Annotated in this window: 13 protein-coding genes; 7 read left to right on the top strand and 6 right to left on the bottom strand. The window is 66.8% G+C overall.

Annotation, left to right across the window (positions count from 1 at the left end):
- The 6 genes from MT490_RS07525 to MT490_RS07500 form a co-directional block, all read right to left on the bottom strand.
- Positions 1-550 (bottom strand): aldehyde dehydrogenase family protein (locus MT490_RS07525; RefSeq protein WP_297385692.1); only part of this gene is annotated, 550 nt, incomplete at its 3' end.
- Positions 551-560: 10 nt separating this feature from the next.
- On the bottom strand, positions 561-1352 hold the full coding sequence (gene iolB / locus MT490_RS07520; protein ID WP_297385690.1) for a 5-deoxy-glucuronate isomerase: 792 nt from the start codon (positions 1350-1352) through the stop codon (positions 561-563).
- On the bottom strand, positions 1352-2242 hold the full coding sequence (iolE, locus tag MT490_RS07515) for a myo-inosose-2 dehydratase (RefSeq protein WP_297385688.1): 891 nt from the start codon (positions 2240-2242) through the stop codon (positions 1352-1354). The genes iolB and iolE overlap by 1 nt, the downstream gene beginning before the upstream one ends.
- Positions 2239-4074, bottom strand: a complete 1836-nt coding sequence (iolD, locus tag MT490_RS07510) for a 3D-(3,5/4)-trihydroxycyclohexane-1,2-dione acylhydrolase (decyclizing) (protein ID WP_297385686.1) — start codon at positions 4072-4074, stop codon at positions 2239-2241. Before iolD ends, iolE begins: the two co-directional genes overlap by 4 nt.
- The gene (iolC, locus tag MT490_RS07505) at positions 4071-6008 is read right to left on the bottom strand and encodes a 5-dehydro-2-deoxygluconokinase (RefSeq protein ID WP_297385684.1); all 1938 of its coding nucleotides are present in this window, start codon (positions 6006-6008) and stop codon (positions 4071-4073) included. The genes iolD and iolC overlap by 4 nt, the downstream gene beginning before the upstream one ends.
- Before the next feature lie 108 nt (positions 6009-6116).
- The gene (locus MT490_RS07500) at positions 6117-6989 is read right to left on the bottom strand and encodes a MurR/RpiR family transcriptional regulator (RefSeq protein ID WP_297385682.1); all 873 of its coding nucleotides are present in this window, start codon (positions 6987-6989) and stop codon (positions 6117-6119) included.
- A gap of 135 nt (positions 6990-7124) precedes the next feature.
- On the opposite strand from MT490_RS07500, the gene iolG reads away from it, so the two are divergent.
- The 7 genes from iolG to MT490_RS07465 all read left to right on the top strand — a co-directional run bounded on the left by iolG (position 7125) and on the right by MT490_RS07465 (position 19461).
- Positions 7125-8108 (top strand): inositol 2-dehydrogenase, encoded by a 984-nt coding sequence (gene iolG / locus MT490_RS07495; protein ID WP_297385680.1) that lies wholly within the window; start codon positions 7125-7127, stop codon positions 8106-8108.
- A 517-nt stretch (positions 8109-8625) separates the two neighbouring features.
- Positions 8626-11589: a TonB-dependent receptor gene (locus MT490_RS07490; RefSeq protein WP_297385679.1), complete on the top strand. Its 2964-nt coding sequence runs from the start codon at positions 8626-8628 to the stop codon at positions 11587-11589.
- A gap of 142 nt (positions 11590-11731) precedes the next feature.
- Complete coding sequence (locus MT490_RS07485) at positions 11732-13507, top strand: hypothetical protein (RefSeq protein WP_297385677.1); 1776 nt, start codon at positions 11732-11734, stop codon at positions 13505-13507.
- A 420-nt stretch (positions 13508-13927) separates the two neighbouring features.
- On the top strand, positions 13928-16807 hold the full coding sequence (locus tag MT490_RS07480; protein WP_297385675.1) for a TonB-dependent receptor: 2880 nt from the start codon (positions 13928-13930) through the stop codon (positions 16805-16807).
- A 204-nt stretch (positions 16808-17011) separates the two neighbouring features.
- On the top strand, positions 17012-17476 hold the full coding sequence (locus tag MT490_RS07475) for a helix-turn-helix domain-containing protein (RefSeq protein WP_297385674.1): 465 nt from the start codon (positions 17012-17014) through the stop codon (positions 17474-17476).
- A 106-nt stretch (positions 17477-17582) separates the two neighbouring features.
- Positions 17583-18689 (top strand): histidine kinase, encoded by a 1107-nt coding sequence (locus MT490_RS07470; protein ID WP_297385672.1) that lies wholly within the window; start codon positions 17583-17585, stop codon positions 18687-18689.
- A complete protein-coding gene (locus tag MT490_RS07465; protein ID WP_297385671.1) occupies positions 18664-19461 on the top strand; it encodes a LytTR family DNA-binding domain-containing protein in 798 nt (265 codons plus the stop codon). Before MT490_RS07470 ends, MT490_RS07465 begins: the two co-directional genes overlap by 26 nt.
- Positions 19462-19579: the final 118 nt, after the last annotated feature.

Raw genomic sequence — 19579 nt, 5'->3', positions numbered from 1 at the left:
GGACGGGGACGCTGGGGTCGCGCTCGCTGGGCTTGAGGAGGAAGGCATTGCCGCAGGCGATCGCGACGCCCGACATCCACAAGGGGATCATCGCGGGGAAGTTGAACGGGGTGATCCCCGCGCCGATGCCTACGGGCAAGCGCATCGAATAGACGTCGATGCCGGGGCCGGCGCCCTGGGTGTACTCGCCCTTCAATGCGTGGGGCACGCCGCAGGCGAACTCGATCACCTCGAGCCCGCGCTGGATGTCGCCCTTGGCATCGGCGATGACCTTGCCGTGCTCCGACGAGAGCAGGTGCGCGAGCGCGTCCATATTCGCCTCGACCAGTTCCTTGAAGCGGAACATCACGCGCGCCCGGCGCTGCGGGTTGGTCGCGGCCCAGGCCGGCTGCGCGGCCTGCGCAGCCGCCACCGCGCGGTCGAGATCGGCCTGGGTGCCCAGGCGAACGCGGGCCTGGACCGCGCCGGTACTCGGGTTGAACACCTCGCCGAAACGCGCGGGCGCGCTGCCACCGGCGCCGCCGGCGATGACGTGATCCACCTGCCTCATTCACTTGTCCTTATTGGCGCACGATCCAGTCGTGCGCGGGATCGTTGCGGAACACCCAGTTGCGCCGGGGGCCCGCCATCACGTTGAGATAATAAAGGTCGTAGCCATGCGGCGCGCCGACCGGATGATAGCCGCGCGGCACCATCACCACGTCGCCATCCTCGACCGCGATCGTCTCGTCGATGTCGCGTTCGTCGGTGTAGACGCGCTGGAAAGCGAAGCCCTGGGGCGGCGACAGCCGATGGTAATAGGTTTCCTCGAGGAAGGTCTCCTCGGGCCAGGCATCCCGATCGTGCTTGTGCGGCGGATAGCTCGACCAGTGACCGCCCGGCGTGATCACTTCGACGACGAGCAGGCTCTCGGCCTCATCGGCATCGGAGAGGATGTTGCGCACGTGGCGCGTATTCGTCCCCTTGCCGCGTATCTCGACCTGATCGGAGCGGATCAAGCGGACCTTGCCGGCACCCGTCCCCGGGGCGGTGCAGACCGCGACTTCGGCGTCGCTCGCGGCGGTGACGGCATAGTCGGTACCGGCCGGCAGATAGACCGAGGTCGCCGCGCCGTCGAACACCGTCTCCCGGCCTCCCAGCGTTTCGAACCGCTCGCCCGCGGCTTCGACCGCGACGGTGCCGGTCAGCACCACCAGGCAAGCCTCGCGGCCTTCCTCGCGATGCGCATATCCTTGTCCGGTGGCGAGCTTGACGACGCGGAAGCCGACATAGCGCCAGCCTGCGCTTTCCGGCGTCACTTCCAATACCGTACCGTCGCCGTCCGGAGCATGGGACCGCAGGCGCAACGACATCAGGCCAGCTCCGCCTGGCGGGCGAGCGCCTTCAGCGTGTCGAGCCCCAGCTGGCTGTACCGGCGCGGATCGGCCACCGCAGGATCCTGCTCGGCCTCGACCACGATCCAGCCCGAATAGTCGATGTCGGCGAGCGCGCGCAGGAACGGCGCATAGTCATAGTCGCCGTCGCCGGGGACGGTGAACATGCCGCCGACCACACCGTCCAGAAAGCTGGTCCCATCCGCGCGGAAGTCCTGGTAGCGGCTGGCCCGGACATCCTTGCAATGGACATGGGCGACGCGCTCGGGGCGCGTCCGGACGATGTCGAGCGGCTCGATCCCGCCATAGAGCGCATGGCCCGTGTCGAGGACGAGACCGACATGATCGCCGGTCGCGTCGAAGAAGCGTTCGAGCTCGTCGCGCGTCTCCACCACCGTGCCGAGGTGATGGTGGTAGGCGAAGCGCAGTCCGCGATCGCCCACGTAGCGCGCGACGGCGTTCAGCCGCTCGCCGAAGGCCTGCCAGTCTTCGGGTGCGAGCAACGGGTGCTTATCGAGCCGGCTGCCGCGGTCGCCATGGACGGCGTTCGAGGTCTCGGCGAGGATGAAGACCGACGATCCCATCGCCTCGAGCAGCGCGAGATGGCTGGCCAGCGCTTCGATCTCGGCTTCGGCGTCGCGGACCAGCAGGTTCGAGGAATACCAGCCGCCGACGATCGCGAGACCGTGGCGGGCCATGATCGGCTTCAGCGCCGCGGGATCGCGCGGGAACTTGTTGCCCAGTTCGACGCCATCGAATCCGATCGCCTTCACGTCGGTCAGGAGCATGTCGAGGGTGGTGTCTGCGCCCAGCTCCGGCATGTCGTCGTTGCACCAGGCGATCGGGCTCACGCCCCAGCGGATCGTCATCGTCTCTCTCCGGAAATCCTGGCTTCATAGTCGCGCCGCGCGGCCTGCACTTCGGGCCGGCCGGACACTTCGGGCACCGCCACGTCCCACCAATGGCCGCCGGCCTCGGTGGTGATCACGGGATCGGTGTCGATCACGATCACGTAGCTCCTGTCCGATTGCGCGGCGCGGCCGAGCGCGGCTTCGAGCCCGGCGATGCCGCTCACCTTCTCGGCGGAGGCGCCGAGGCTGCGGGCATGGCCGGCGAAGTCGATGTCGGGCAGCGCCGCGTGGCGCGCATCGGCGAGCAGGTTGTTGAAGGGGCGGCCGCCGGTACCCTGCTGCAGCCGGTTGATGCAGCCGTAACCGCGGTTGTCGAGCAACACGACGGTGATCTTGCGGCCCAGCATCACCGAGGTGGCGAGCTCGGAATTGAGCATCAGATAGCTGCCGTCGCCCACCATCACGAACACGTCGCGCGACGGATCGGCCATTTTCACGCCCAGCCCGCCGGCGATCTCATAGCCCATGCACGAGAAGCCGTATTCGACATGGTAACCGCCCGGGCGGCGGCTGCGCCAGAGCTTGTGGAGCTCGCCCGGAAGACCGCCGGCAGCGCAGACCACCACCGCATCCGCCGGCGCCTGACGCCACACGGCCCCGATCACCTGCGCATCGGAAGGCAGCGCGTTGCCGGGAGCCGTTGCCGCTTCCCAGGCGCGATTCCATTCCTGCACGCGCCCGGCGCACGCGCCGCTCCAGCCCGGCGCGACGCGATGGTCCCCGAGCGCCGCCTCGAGCAGTTCCAGCGTGGCGCGCGCGTCGCCCAGCACAGGCTCGGCCGCATGCTTGCAAACGTCGTTCTGCGCCACATTGACCTGGAACAGCCGCTTGCCGGCGAACAGCGTGCGCGATCCGGTGGTGAAGTCCTGAAGCCGGGTGCCGATGCCGATCACCAGGTCCGCGGCGGCCGCGGCTTCGTTGGCCGCGCTCGTGCCGGTGACGCCGATGCTTCCGAGCGCCTGCGGATGGTCCCAGGGCAAAGCCCCCTTCCCCGCCTGCGTCTCGGCGACGGGAATGCCGGTCCGCTCCGCCAGGGCCGCCAGCACCGCCTCGGCTTCGGAATAGAGGACGCCGCCGCCCGCGACGATCAGCGGCGCCTTGGCCGAGCGGATCGCCGCCGCCAGCGTCTCCAGCTCGTCCGCGTCGGGCCGGACCCGGCGGGAACGCCAGGTTCGCGGCGCGAAGAAGCTCTCGGGATAGTCGAACGCCTCGGCCTGCACGTCCTGGCACAGGCACAAGGTCACGGGCCCGCATGTCGCCGGGTCGGTCAGGACCGCCATCGCGCGCGGCAGCGCGTCCAGCAGCTGATCCGCGCGCGTGATCCGGTCGAAATAGCGCGAGACCGGCCGGAAGCAGTCGTTCGCGGAGACCGTCGCGTCGGCAAAGTCCTCGACCTGCTGGAGCACCGGATCGGGCCGGCGGCTGGCATAGACGTCGCCCGGCAGGAACAGGACCGGCAGGCGGTTGACGTGCGCCAGCGCCGCCGCGGTCACCATGTTGGTCGCGCCGGGGCCGATCGAGGTCGTGCAGGCCATCGCCCGGCGCCGGCGCGACGCCTTGGCGAAGGCGATCGCCGCATGCGCCATTCCCTGCTCGCTATGCGCGCGATAGGTTGGGAGTACCTCTTCGACTCCGGCGAGCGCCTCCCCCATGCCGGCCACGTTGCCGTGACCGAAGATCGCCCAGACGCCGGCGAAATAGGGCAGGCTCCGCCCGTCGATCTCCACCATCTGGGCCGCGAGGTAGCGGGTCGCCGCCTGGGCCGCGGTAAGGCGCATTGTGCGGCTCATGCGGCAATCCGCTCCTTGCGGGCCGCGCGCCAGGCATCGGCGAGCACGCGCAGATTCTCGCTCAGCGCGCCGATCGCGCCGTCGTCGTCCAGCTCGCCCACCAGCCAACGCGTCGCCACGTCGTGGAAGATGGTGCGGCCCACCGCGAAGCCCTTCACGAGCCGGAACGGCGCGGCGGCGGCGATGGCGGCGAGCAGTTCGTCCACCGGCGCCGACAGCCCCAGCAGCACGATGCCCCGGCAAAGCGGGTCGTGGCGCAGGATCGCGGCTTCGATTGCCGCCCAGGTCGGGGCATCGCTCGCGGGCTCCAGTTTCCACCAATCGGGGTACACGCCCAATCCATAGATGCGATCGATGACGCGCGCGATGGTGCCGCTGTCCACCGGCCCGTGCTTGCTGGCGATCACCTCGAGGAGGAACTCGTGGCGCGTGGCCCGGCACGCGTCGAACAGCCGCAGGATCTGCCGGTCCTGGCGCGCCATCATCTCGGCATCGTCGTCGGGATGGTAGAAGACCAGGCACTTGACCACCTGGCCGGTCGGCCACTCGCGCAAGGTGACCGCGACGTCCGGCGAGCCTTCGAACGCGATCGGCCGCGAGCCCGGGACCTCGATCGGCCGCCCGATCCAATAAGGGAGCTCGGCCGCGGCCTCGAGCGCCCTCGCCCCGAACCGTCCGTCCAGCAGCACGCCGTAGCGCGCGTCTCCGCGGGCGAGGCGGTGCACGGCGTGCAAAGCGAGGTTCTTGAACCGCGCGATCCGATCGGCGTCGCCGGTGCCGAGGTCGGCGATGAGATCGTCGAACTGGCTGCGGTGATCGATCGCGAGCACCGTCAGATCGGCATGGTCGCCCCTGCGGTTGGTCGACCAATGCAGTTGCTCGAGCGCGGCACTCTCGCGCAGGCGGGACGGCCAGTCGCCCGCGAGAAAGGCCTGCAGTTCTTCCCATGAGGCCATTGCGGGCGCGCAGCCGTGCCGCGAGACCACCAGCGCGCCACAGGCATTGGCGAGCTCGCAGCATTTCTCCAGCGGCATGCCGCGCAGCCAGCCGCGCAGAAAACCCGCCATGAAGGCGTCGCCCGCGCCGAGGACGTTGAACACCTCGATCGGGAAGCCGCGGCCGACGACGCCGCCCTCGAAGTCCTGGGGAATGGCATCGGGGAAGGCGACGCAGCCCTCCGCGCCCCGCTTGCAGACCAGCAACGCGCCGGTCTCCGCGCGAATGGCACGCAGCGCCGCCATGGTATCGGTCTCGCCGCCGAGGATATGCATCTCCTCCTCGGTTCCGACGATGAGGTCGCACAGCGGCAGCACGCGCCGAAGCTCGGCGGTGACCTTCGCGCTGGCGACGAACCGGTCCTCGCCGTTCGCCTTTCCCGCCAGGCCCCACAGGACCGGCCGGTAGTCGATGTCGAAGACGACCCGGCCGCCCCCGGCCTTCATCAGCTCGGCGGCCTTGACGCTCGCCGCGAAGACGCCGGGCTGCGAAAGATGGGTGCCGTTGATCAGCAGCGCTCCGGCGCGATCCAGGAAGGCGGGATCGATATCCTCGGCGGCCAGCGCCATGTCGGCGCAATTCTCCCGATAGAAGATGAGCGGGAAGGTATCCGGATCGCGGATGCCGAGGACCGCCAGCGCGGTCAGCCGCTCGGGATCGATCCGCACCCCCTCGGTCGAGACGCCTTCGCGGGCGAGCTCCTCCAGGAGGAAGCGCCCGAAATGGTCATCACCGACGCGCGTCAGCAGCCCCGTCCGCAGGCCGAGCCTCGACGCCCCGACCGCCGTGTTGGTCGGGCTGCCGCCGATATATTTGGCGAAGCTCGCCATGTCCTCGAGCCGCCCGCCCACCTGCTCTCCGTAGAGATCGATCGCGGCACGCCCCAGCGTGACCAGGTCCAGCCCGTAACCGGCTTCCGATGCACCATCCTCGCCCATCTGTTTCAGACCGTCCCTCTCTGGTCTAAAACGATTATTCCATGATTCTATATTTTGCAATAAGCGTTTCACTTCTTTCCTCGCCGAGGAAAGCGGCTGGGCCATGATTCAGGACCTGGATCCGCGACTCCGCCCGGCGGGCGCGCGCGAAGCTTCGAAGGCGAAGTTGATGACCAGCGCCTGCGCGAGGCACATGGACGCGGAGAGCGACCGGAACTTGCGCACCTCCGATTCGCGGGTCTGCAGCACCAGGTCCGCGGGCTTCGCGACGGGGCTGACCAGGCTGTCGCTGATCGCCAGCACCTTGCCGCCGCTCGCGCGCGCCGCCTCGACGACCGCGATCGTCTCTTCGGCATAGGGATGGTAGCTGACGGCGATCAGCAGGTCCTGCGGCTGCATCGCCTGGACCTGCGCCAGTGCGAGCCCCGCGACCCCATCGATGAAGACCGCCCGCTTGCCCGCCTGCAGCAGCGAATAGACCAGATAGGAGGCGACCGGGAAGGATCGCCGGAAGCCGACGACGTGCACGGTCTGCGCGTCGGCGATCAGGTCGACGGCGGCGCGCATGTCGGCCTTGCCCACGGTCTGCAGGAGGTTCTGCAACGCCAGCATGTTGCCCTCGACGAACTCGGCGAGGAGATCCGCAGGCTCCGCCCCGTCTGCGCTGGTCGCATCGTTCAGCTGGCGAACCCGCTCCGAATAGCCGAGCGCGACATTGTTGCTGAGCAGGCCATCCCGGAACAGCCGCTGCATCTGGCTCGCGCCTTCGAAACCGAAGGTCTTCGCGAACCGGATGATCGCCGAAGGCTGCACGTCACAGCGCGCGGCGATCACCGCCAGTGTTTCCAGCGCGATATCGTTCGGCTCGTCCAGGACGTAGCGTGCGATCTGCTTCAGCCTCTTGCTCAGGCTCTCGTATCGCAGCACGATCTCAGCGCGCAGCTCTTCGGCGGTGGTGGGCGCAACAGGCACTTCGGGCATCGACACCCCCTCGTCTCCTTGCATGAAATATCTATTCCATTTTCGAACGCAACTATCGCGTGGCGCGACGCTACGAGCTATGCACGCATTGTTCCATATTTGATTCGTTTGAAAATAATATTCCAGGAGAGTGGCATGCACGACATAGCGCTGATCGGTGCGGGGCGAATCGGCAAGATCCACGCCGCCAATACGGCCGCCCATCCGGGACTGCGCCTCGCCTGCGTCGTCGATCCGGTCGCGGGCGCGGCCAATGCGCTGGCGGAGCAGCATGACGCCGAGGTGCGGAGCATCGAGGAGGCGCTGGCCGATCCGGCGATCCGCGGCGTGATCGTCGCCAGCTCGACCGACACCCATCTCGACTACAGCCTCGCCGCCGCCCGGGCCGGCAAGGCGGTCTTCTGCGAAAAGCCGCTCGATCAGGACCTCGCGCGCGCACGCGCCAGCGCCAAGACGCTGGACGAGATCGGCGCCAAGCTGTTCCTTGGCTTCAATCGCCGCTTCGACGTCAACTTCGCCGCGCTCCAGGCGAAGCTCGCAGCCGGCGAAGCCGGGCAGATCGAGACGCTGCACATCATCAGCCACGATCCCGCCCCGCCCCCGATCGACTACGTCAAGGTATCGGGCGGCATCTTCAAGGACATGGTGATCCACGATTTCGACATGGCGCGCTGGTTGCTGAACGAGGAGGTGACCGAAGTGTTCACGACCAGCGCCGTGCTGATCGATCCCGCGATCGGCGAAGCCGGCGATGCCGACACCGCCAAGACGATCCTGCGCACCGCATCGGGCCGCATCTGCATGATCTCCAGCAGCCGGCGCAGCGGATATGGCTATGACCAGCGTATCGAGGCCTTCTGCTCCAACGGCATGATCCGGGCCCAGAACCAGCTCGAGACCACCGTCGAGACCTGGGGCGAGGCGGGCGCGGCGGCCGACCGCTTCCAGAACTTCTTCCTGGACCGCTATGCGGGTGCCTATGCGCGGGAGATCGCGCACTTCGCCGACGTCATCGACGGCGCGACGCCGCTGATCGACCAGCATGACGGCGTGGCCTCGCTGGTCCTTGCCGAAGCCGCTGCCCGGTCCGCCGCGGAAGGCGTCGTGGTCCGGCTCTGACGGGCGGACGGAGCCGGATCGCCCGGTTCCGTTTCCCGCGACTTCGTGGCGATTCGACTTCCGGCCGGGCCGCCCGAATCGCCCCTGCGCTTCCATCGGAAGCAGCTTTTCCAATGCCCTCTCCGAGACGTATCCGCGTGATCTCGATGCCGCTTGGCGTGGAGGTTTGCGAGGCGACGCGGCCATGCGCGCCCTCAAAATGAAATTTAAACTGCATGATTGACACTATATGAAAAATTCGTTCTAATCATGGAAATGAAGAGGAGCGGCCCTCGAAGAAGCGGTCTGCCCCGGTCCCTGCGGACCGCCTCATGGGCGATTCCGCTCCCGGGCCGGCCGAACGCCGGGAGGTGTCGCCACCTGTCATGAACCCGCCGGAGAACCGCGTGCGACGACGCGCGGGCGGGTGAGAATGCGCGGCACTGCCGCCATTGCATTTCAGCCGAGCGCTACGGTCCGCAGAGACCGGTCGCTCAAACAAGGCCCGGAACAGGGCATAGGGGAGGGTTAGCCAATCATGATCCATCGTCCACGTGCACGTGCGTTCGCATCCGCCTTGCTGAGCGCCACGATACTCGCGAGCACTCCAGCCTGGGCGCAGGAGTCCCAGAGCGCGTCTCCAACGGCCGCGACGCCTGCCGATCCCACCGAGGCTCCGTCGCAGCGGGAAGGATCGAGCGCCTCCGACGAGATCGTCGTCACCGGCTTTCGCCAGAGCTATGCCAACGCCATCGCGGCCAAGCGCAACGAAGTGGCCATCACCGACGGCATCTCGTCCGACGGTCTCGGCCGCTTTCCCGACCTCAATGTCGGCGAAGCGCTGCAGCGCGTGCCCGGCGTGCAGATCAATCGCGAGGCCGAGGGCCGGAACGCCACGATCAACCTGCGCGGCCTGCCCGGCGAATATTCGCGCCTGACCCTGAACGGGGTCGCGTTCGCCGAGCCGATCCTGACGGACGCGGCGCCGCTCGGCGCGTTCAACTCGGACATCTTCAGCGGGATCGTCGTCAACAAGTCGCCGCTCGCCAATGCGCAGAGCGGCGGCCTTTCGGGCAATGTCGACTTGCAGATCGCCCCGGCGCTCGGCCGCAAGGACGGCGGCTTCGCCAAGGCGGCCGTCGAATATAACGAGTTGGGCAAGCTGGCGGCGCCGGCCGCGACGATCGGCTACAACTACCACCTCAGCGACGACTTCGCGGTGTTCGGCGTGCTCGCGTACAAGCGCGAGAATTTCCGCCGCGATTCCGTGCTGTTCAACAGCTACGCGGCGTTCAGCCCCGCCCAGGCGCAGGCCAACGCCTCCCGGCTCGGCGCCTATTATGCCCCTTCGGCCGCCTGTCCTTCCTGCACCGGCTCGATCTCGACCGCCGGCGTGCTGTACGACGCGCAGCACCGGCAATATTCGCGCCGCAACAAGGGCGACCTCTATACTGGCGCCGCGGGAATGGAATGGCGGTTCAGCGAAGGGGCCAAGTTCGGCGTCACCGGCTTCTACTCCGATCGCAAGTTGCCGAAGACCGCGCAGTATCTGCTCATCACCTCGAACAACGCGTCCAGCGTCCTGCAGGCGAACAGCGATCCGATCGCGCTTTCCGATGGCCGCTACGTGGTGGACGACTTCAACTTCTCGAACGCCGACATCGTCTCGTCCAGCCGTTCCTACAGCCAGCACCAGAAGACATGGGGCGTGAACGCCAACCTGAACTGGGAGAATGACGACTGGCGCTTCGACGCGATCGGCACGATCTCCAGGGCGTCGAACAGCTCGGTGGAAATCGGGCTCGACTTCAACACGCTGCAGACCGCCGCCGGCAACGGCGTGACGGGAACGATCCGGACGGGCAGCGGCAATATCGAAGACTATAGCCAGACGCTGGCCCCTGCCCCCGTCGTCACCGTCACCGGCATCAGCACGGGCGTGTGGGGCGGAACCGCGGCCCCGGCCGCCTTCTTCGACAATGCCGACCCCGCGCTGCGCCGCAACCGGTTCAACTTCCAGGGGACCCAGGCCTTCGCCCGCACGCGGCTCTATGCCGGACAATTCGATCTCGAGCGCAAGTTCGACGGGCCGCTGAGCGGCATCCAGATCGGTGCCCGCTACGAGAGCAACAAATATACCGCGGAAGGCTATCGCATCATGGCCTACGGCATTCCGATCCAGAACGTGACCAGCGACTTCCTGATGCCGGCCCCGTTCGCGTCGAACTTCTTCGGCGGCAACGGCGGGTCGCCGACCGAGAACTGGCAGATCATCGACCTCGAGCGGGCGATATCGGCGCTGCGTCCGGTGACCGCCTTCCCGAACGCCACTCTGTCGCCCTCGGGCTACAACATCCACTATGCCAACAACGCCTATCAGCTGGAAAACTTCACCAACCAGACCGACCTCAAGATCGCTTATGGCCAGCTGAAGTACGAGATCGAGCTGGGCGGGGTCACGATCCGCGGCAATGCCGGCCTGCGATACGAGCATGCCACCAACACCATCGACGCGCTCGCCCGCGTGACGCTGACCAACGTCATCGGCAGCCCGTCCGACTTCAGGACGCAGACCTTCAAGCAGAACTATGACAAGCTGCTGCCGTCCTTCATCGCGGTCGCGGACATCACGGACAATTTCGTCGTCCGTGCCGCGGCATACCGCACCTATGTCCGGCCGCAGCCGCGCCAGTTCTCGCCGAGCACCCTCGTCAGCACGCCGGTGAACGGCGTCTACACGGTCACGCTGGGCAACCCGGATCTGAAGCCTTACGATTCCACGTCGTTCGACATCTCGGCGGAATGGTATAATCGCCCGAACAGCCTGATCGCGCTGGCCGCCTATCAGAAGCGCATCACCGGGCTCATCGCCACGATAAGCGATCCGCGAGAGCTCTGCCCCGCCGACGCGACCGCCTTGGGCCTGGGCACGCTGACGGTGAACGGCGACCGCTGCGAGTCCAGCCTCACCTATACCCAGGGCGGCATCACCCAGCCCTATCTGGTGGCCGCATCGGGCTTCATGAACCAGACCAATCCGATCACGGTGCGCGGCGTCGAGTTCAATGTCCAGCAGTCGCTGGATTTCCTGCCCGGCGCGCTGCGCAACCTGGGCGGCGGATTCAACTACGCCTACACCACCATCAGCGGTAAGACCCTGACCGGTGCCCGGGCGACGCTGCCCGGCGTGTCCAAGCACAATTTCAACGTCATCGGCTATTACGAGACCAAGGATTACGGCCTGCGCCTGGTCTACAATCTGCGCAGCAAATATGATCTCGCCTCGACGGCCAGCTTCACCGGCGCTGCCCGCCAGGTGCGGACCCGCGGCCAGCTGGATCTTTCCGCCTCCTACAATATCAACAGCGCGCTTTCCCTGTCGTTCGACGCGTACAACCTGACCAACGCCATCCGCGTCGAATATGAGAACCAGCCCAACCTGCCGCGCCGTGCGGACTATGACGGCCGAACCTATACGGCGACGTTGCGCGCCAACTTCTGAGGGGCGCGCGACCGATATCGATGCTGGACGAGGTTGCCGGCCGGCATGCATGTCGGAACCGGCAACCTGATCCTCGGGGCGAAGATGCGCGGCCTGCGAGCAGCACGGAACAGCCCCGGGGATTCGGCCAGGGAGAGGAAGCATGGATCGACGCGACTTCATCGCCGGTACGGTCGGGGCCGCCGCCGCGGCGATGGCGACACCCCTGGCCGCCAGCCCCCGCGGCGAGGACGAGGCGACGCTGGCCGTCGTCACCGACGCCGCGGATCGGGAGGCGGCCGCGATCCTGTCCGGGTCCCCGCGGCCCGGTTTCGGGGCCCGCGCGGTGCTGCGGCAGATGCGGCTCCTCCTCACGCCCTTCGTCTGGCCGCGGTCAGCGCATTACCATAAGGCCGAGCTCGCCGGGCCGATCGAGCAACTGCTCGCCAAGGTCGAAGCGGCCCAGCATGACGACGGCACGTTCAGCTCGGGAAACCGGCACTCGCCGCCCGACACGTCGTTTCTGATCGCGGACATGGCGGCGATGATCGCCGTGCTGCGCAACGACCGGCATCCGTCGAGCGCGCCCATCGCCTCGCGGCTGGCCGCGATGATGCGCAAGGCCGGCCCCGCGCTTCTGACCGGCGGCATCCACACGCCCAATCACCGCTGGGAGTTGTGCGCGGCCCTCGCCCGGATCGACCGCGTCGATCCCAGGCCGGCATATCGCGACCGCATCGACGACTGGCTGGGCGAGGGAATCGACATCGATTCCGACGGAAACTATTCCGAGCGCAGCCCCAATTACGCCGGCGAGGTGAGCAACCCCTCGCTGCTGGCTCTGGCTCGCCTGCCCGGGCTATCGGGTTTGCGGGATCTCGTCCGGCGCAACCTCGAGACGACGATCGTGCTGGCGGAGCCTGGCTCCGGCGATGTCGAAACCATCCTGTCGCGCCGCCAGGATCAGGACCAGCGCCGGCAGACCCTGCACACCTATTATCTGCAGTTCCGCGAACTCGCATTGGCGGACGGCAATGGCCGGTTCGCGGGCGTGACGCGCTGGATCGAGCGGCACGAGGGCGCGTCGCTCGGCGAGACGCTCGGCGACTTCCTCGAACGGCCCGAGCTCATGCGGCCCCTGCCCCCCGAAAGGAATCCGTTCACCGACGTCTCGCGTCTCTTCGCGCCGGTAGGGCTGGTTCGGCAACGGCGCGGTCCGATGACCGCCTCCTTCTATGCCGGGAGCGACTGGTATGCGGACGGCAAGCCTTCGCCCTTCTACAATCGGATCGGATCGGGGCTGGCGACCAACCCAACCCTCGCCCGCCTGTGGAAGGGCGGCCTGGCCCTGGACGCGGTGCGGCTGATCCCGGATTTCTTCAACATGGGTCATTTCCGGCCCGCAACCATCGCGATGGATCCGGACGGAACCGTTCGGATGGCAGGCGAGATGCAGGTGCCTTACTATCTGCCGCTGCCGCGCGACCGGCGGCGGGCCGACGGCGCTTATCCGATGACCGCGTCGGTCGACCGGCGCTTCAACAGCGCACTCGATTTCGACCATCGCCCCGCCAGCTTCCGCCGCCTCGGCATCCGTATCGCCGCCACCCCCGAACCGACAGGCTACCACCTCCTGTTCGAGACCGACGGTGAGCAGGACGTCGATATGACGATCGAGCTCACCCTGCGCGACGGCGGCGTCCTGGAGGGCGCGCGGCAGCTGCCGGACGGCGGTTTCCAGCTGGTGGAAGGTCATGCGACCTACCAGCTGGGCCGGGACCGGCTTACGATCGGGCCGGGCAACGGAGCCGGCCAAGTCAAGGCAGGGCCGGGCGAGAACTACGCCTGGGTCGGCGGCCGGCTGCAGTTGCCCGGCACCCGTCTCTACATCACGGGACGCACGCCGTTCCGCTACGAGCTGCGGTTGGCGTTCGCGTGAACAGGCGCAACGGCGGCGCTCGATCGGAACCGATTGCCGGATTGTAAACTTGCGCGGGCGGTAATCGGAGGCATTGGCCGGGCGGTGTTCGTCAATATTCCATAAATCTTCAACGACAACTATCGGGCCAGAATCATGAATATTGCAGCACTATTGCAACATAACTCCGGACACACAGAAGGAAAGTAGCAACCGTTCCACCTGTGTAATAAATATACATTACTTATACTTCTAAAGTCTTACACCAAAGACATCGATGTTGTGTCCATGCAACTAGGTGTGACATTGATCATATCTAGGGTGTTTATTGTATCGAACCCAACTTTCCTTGTGAGCTATTTATAGCACTGGCTGCACCGATGCGGGCTTCTCCCGCATGGACAGGTCTAACCCGCAGCCTTTGGAAAGGGAGAGTGGGCAATGACAAGGAAGTGTCGGATCGATCTGGCCGCGAGCGCGTCGTTCCTTGGCCTGACGCTGGGGCTGGCATCGCCCGCCGCGGCGCAAGAACAGCCGGCGGCGCAGGAAGAGCCCGCCCCGCAGGCAACCGACACCGGCGAGCAGGGCGAGGAGATCGTCGTCACCGGAACGCTGTTCCGCCAGGCCTCGACCGCCACGCCCTCGCCGGTGACCGTGCTCACCGCGCAGGACATGGCGCGCTCGGGGCAGACCACGATCGCCGATGCGATCCGTTCGGTCAGTTCGGACAATTCGGGATCGATCCCGACCTCGTTCAGCAACGGCTTCGCGCGCGGGTCGGCCGGCGTGTCGCTGCGCGGGCTCTCGGTCAACTCGACGCTGGTGCTGATCGACGGGCTGCGCACCGCCAATTACGCACTGGCCGATGACGGACAGAAGAGCTTCGTCGACCTGAACACCATTCCGCAGAGCCTGGTCGACCGGGTCGAGGTGCTGCGCGACGGCGCGTCCTCCACTTATGGCGCGGACGCGATCGGCGGCGTCGTCAACCTGATCATGAAGCGCGAGTTCCAGGGCGTCGCGGGCACCGGCGAGTTCGGCGCGACCGAGAAGGGCGACGGCATCTCGCAGCGTGCCAATCTGACGGTCGGCACCGGCACCCTCGATGGCAATGGCTGGAACGCCTATCTCAATTTCGAATATCAGCGCGACACCAACATCTCGCTGCGCGACCGCGGCTTCCCCTACAATACGCAGGACCTGCGCTCGATCGGCGGCGTCAACCGCGCGCCGGGCCGGCCGGGCACCAACAACGGCTCGATCTATGCGGTGGTACGTCCGGGCCATCTCGCCGATCCGACCGATCCGCTGAGCGGCGTCCCCGACGGCGTGGCGCAGGTGCTCAATCCCGCGGGTTGCGGCCCGCGCGCGACCACCGTGGTGGCTCCCGGCACCAGCACCGCCACCAGCGGCACTTTCTGCCAGCAGGATCTCATCGTCTATGGCGATCTCCAGCCGGCGCAGATCCGCGCCGGCGTCACCGGCCGCGTGACGGTGAAGATCAACGACAACAGCACGGCCTATGCCAGCGTCAGCTATTTCGCCAACAAGGTCTCGGCGAACCTCCCGCCGCGCCAGATCCGCTCGACCGTGCCGATCAACACCAACGGCATCACACTGCCGGCGCTGCTCGCCAACGGCCAGCTCAACCCGAACAACCCGTTCGCGGCCAGCGGGGCCGTGGCGTTGATCAACTATGCGTTCGGCGACATTCCGGCACGCGCCGAGTCGCTCAACCATGTGCTGCGCGGCGTGCTCGCCATCGAGGGCGAGTTCGCCGGCGGCTGGCGCTATCAGCTAGCCGGCGTCGCCGCGCACACCTGGCTCGACAGCCGGCGCTACGGCTTCCTCAACATCCCCGCGCTCCAGAACGCGATCGCCACCGGTTCCTACAATTTCGTCGATCCGGCGATGAACAGCGTCGCCGTGCGCAACGCATTGTCGCCGGTCATCACCAAGCGGTCGACCACCGATCTCGACATGGTGCAGGCGGTGATCACCAAGGAACTGTTCGACCTGCCCGGCGGTCCGCTCAACCTCGGCGTCGGCGGATCGTTCCGCTACGAAGCGGTCAGCGATCCAAACGAGAATGCCAACCAGGACGTTCTCGGGCTCGGTTCGTCCTTCGCCTTCGGCAATCACACGGTCTGGGCGGGATTCTTCGAGCTACAGGCGCCTATCATCAAGCAGCTCGAGATCGACGTCTCGGGGCGCTATGACCATTATTCGGAAGGTTTCAGCCACTTCTCGCCCAAGGTGGGGGTAAAGATCACGCCCATCCCGCAAGTTGTCCTGCGCGGCACTTATTCGAAGGGCTTCCGCGCCCCGCAATTCGCCGAGAACGGATCGAGCGCTCAGCTCGGCTTCACCACGCTCGACATCTCGGCGGTCGCCGATCCTGGCTATCAGGCCTTCGTCGCCGCACATGGCGGGCCGACCAATCCCTATGTCCAGGCCTATAATCTCGGCGCGAACACGATCGGCAATCCCGACGTGGAGCCCGAGACGTCGGAGAGCTACACGCTCGGCGCGCTGATCCAGCCGCTGCCATGGCTCACGCTCACGGCCGATTACTATCACATCAGCAAGAACGGCGTGATCATCCAGGCCCAGCCAGGACCGGCGCTCGATGCCTATTTCAACGGCCGGCCGCTGCCTGCCGGCTATGTGCTCACCTTCGATCAGCCCGATCCGGCCTTCCCGAGCGCGCCGCTGCGCCCGACGATCGTCGGTGCGCCCTATGTCAATGCGGACTCGCTGGTCACCGAAGGTATCGATGCCTCGATCGAGGCGAGGTTCCGCCTCGCCGCGGACGTCCACCTGGCCACCGCCGTGAGCGTCACCAACATCTTCCACTACAAGTTCACGACGGGCGGCCAGACCTTCGAATATGTCGGCACGCAGAGCCCCTACACGCTCTCGTCGGGCGCGGGCACGCCGAAATGGCGCGGCAACTGGCAGACCAGCCTCGAATGGGGGCCGGCGACCCTCACCGGTACGGTCTATTATGTCAGCGGCTATGACTCGATCGGCTATGATCAGGATCCGAGCGGCGGCTGCCTCTATCCGCAGAACCCGTCGGCGTCGGCCAGGGAGATCGTCGAGTGCCGCACCGGCGAGTTCATCTATGGCAATATCCAGGCGGACTATCAGCTCAGCGACAATATCAACGCCTTCCTCACGGTGATCAACGTCACCGGAGAGAAGGCGCCGCTGAACCCGGCCGCCTATGCGGGCCCGCCGGCCAATTATAACCCGACCTATACCCAGGCGGGCATTGTCGGGCGCGTGTTCCGCTTCGGGTTGCGCGCGAAGTTCTAGAAGGCCCCAGGCGAGGCACGCTACATTCCCCTGCGTGCCCCGCCGCCGCGCCATGGCCGCCGATGCGGCAGTTCATGGCGCAGACCGCGCAGTTCGGCCGCCGCCGGCTGCGCGGTCGTCGTTTAAAGCCCGCAAGGCGCGCTTCGCAGCGCGGGCCTCAGGCGCCGCGTCCGGCTGGTGTACTAGGTCTCCATGACGCAGGTGATGACCCTGTCGGCCCCACAACAACTCGTCCAGAACGAGCTTTCGCGGCTGGTCATCAAGCGCGGAGCCCTCGCCTTCCTGCCGGAGCCGCCGGAAATTCGCTGGAACGGGGTAACATTGCGGCTCTCGCCGCTCGAGACCGAAATCCTTTCGCTGCTGGTTCGGCGCGGACGGGCGAGTTGGGAAGACGTCGACAGCGCGATCGCCGCGCTCCATGGAAATCCCCATAACCGCGAGATCTTCATCCATCGCATCCGCAGCAAGTTCGCCGCGATCGGTGCCGCCGATCCGGTCGAGACGGTGCGCGGATGGGGGCTGAGGCTTCGCGTCGAACGCGACCTTTTCGGTTCGACCACGACCTGGATCGGCGCGCGTACGGATGCGATCGACGCGTTCACGCCCGAAGCCGCGCGCGCGATCGCGGCGAGCGGAGCGGCACAGCTAGATCGGCCGTTCGGCGCCTGATTCCGCGTAACGGCGGCGCGCGCAAATCGCGAACTGCGCGACGGGCGGCGCGAACTGCACCGTGCGCGCGATTTACGCCGCGCGCGGGGTATCCTAGCACCTGCACATGCACCGCGATCTCCCGGAGCCGGCACGCACGCGCAGCGGAGGCGTTCCGACTTCAGTCTATCTCGTCCTTCTGTTCTGGGTCGGCCAGTTCTGCGCATTGACGGCGCAACGCGCGCTGATGGACGCAGGCGACGACAGCAGCTTCCTCGTGCCACGCGCGATCGTGGGAATGGCCGGCGTCGCGATCTCGCTGGGGATCGGCATGGTGCTCGAACGCCAGGCCGGGCATGGCTGGACGCTCCGGTTGAGCACCGCGCTGCTCCTCGCGCTTGCCGGCGCGGTGCTGCACAGCGCCGTCAACTTCACCGTCTTCCAGGCCTTCATGCCCGAGGAGAATTGGCGCCAGGCGACCCTGCCCTCCTATTTCAGCGCGGTGATGCAATGGTTCTGGGCCTATTGCGCGATTTCGGCGATGCTGCTGAGCGGCGCCTATGGCGCGGAACTTCGCGAAGGCGAGCGGCGCATGGCCGAGCTCCGGCAACTCGCCCATAGCGCGCAGCTGCGCGCGCTCCAGTACCAGCTCAACCCGCATTTCATGTTCAACACGCTGAACTCGATCGCGTCGCTGATCTCGTCGGGCAAGTCGGACTTCGCCGAGCAGATGGTGGAGAATCTCTCCGATTTCCTGCGCGCGGCGCTGGTGATCGATCCGGGCGACGACATGCCGCTGGCGCGCGAGATCGAGCTCCAGTCGCTCTATCTCTCGGTCGAGGCACTGCGCTTCTCGGACCGGCTGCGCGTGGTGATCGACGTACCCGAGGCGCTCCGCAAGATCGAGTTGCCCAGCCTGATCCTCCAGCCGCTGGTCGAGAACGCGATCAAGCACGGCGTCGCGCGCAGCGACCGCACCACGGAGATCGAGATCATCGCCGCGCGCGAGGAAGGCGGCGTGCGGCTCACGGTGCGCAACACGGTGGCCAATGCCGCGCGCGAAGCGACGGCGGGGCATGGCATCGGGCTCGCCAATGTCGCACGCCGGTTGCTGGTACGCTATGATCAGGATTGCGGCTTCACGAGCGGCATCGACGCGGAAGGGCGGTTCGCGGCCAGCTTCGTGATACCCACGGGAGCCCCGACGCATGACGGTACGGCTGCTAATCTGTGACGACGAGCCACTCGCCACCCATCGCCTGTCTGCACTGCTCGATCGGCATGGGGATGTCGAATTGGTCGGTGTCGCGCGCAGCGGTGCCGAGGCTCTCGAACGGATCGACGAGTTGCACCCGGACGCCGTGCTGATCGATGTCGAGATGCCCGTGCTCGACGGATTCGACGTGGTCGAGGCACTGGCCGCCGAGGCCGATGGCGCGGCCCCGCTGATCATCTTCGTCACCGCCTATCCGCAATTCGCAACCAACGCGTTCGACAGCGGCGCGATAGACTTCCTCACCAAGCCGGTACGCTATGGCCGGCTCGAAAAGGCGATCGATCGGCTCCAGCGCGCGATCGACGACCGAAGCGCGCGGCGCCGACTCGACGAGCTCTCGCAGCAGCTCGACCAGCTCCGCTCGGATCGGCAGAGCGGGCGCAGCGAAGGCAAGAGGCTATGGGTCTCGCGCCGCGGCGAGATGGTGAGCATCGCGCTCGACAAGCTCGACCGGATCAGCGCCGAGGGCGAGTATGTCCGGCTCTACCAGGGCGATCGCACCTATCTCCATCGCAGCTCGATCACCGCGATCCTGCCGCATCTCGACGACTGCCGCTTCGTGCGCATCCACCGCTCGCACATCGTGAGCCTCGAAAGCATCGCCGCGATCCGGCGGCGGCCGGCGGGAGGCTATCGCATCCTCACCGCCGCCGGCGACACGCTGCCGGTCGGCCGGACCTATCACGCGGTGGTGCGCTCGGTGCTCGGCGGCCAGGTCGAAGCCGAGTAGCACGCATCGACGTTCCGCCTTCTCCTTCGCCGGAACGCAGATTCAGGAGAGGAAATTGCGAAGCTAGGGCGGATCGACATTCAAATTCCCCCTCCCTTTCAGGGAGGGGTTAGGGGTG

It is taken from the genome of Sphingomonas sp. (assembly GCF_026460985.1).
Classification (GTDB): domain Bacteria; phylum Pseudomonadota; class Alphaproteobacteria; order Sphingomonadales; family Sphingomonadaceae; genus Sphingomonas.
Note: the sequence above shows the minus strand (reverse complement) of the source record. Positions and strands in the feature narration are given on the sequence as shown.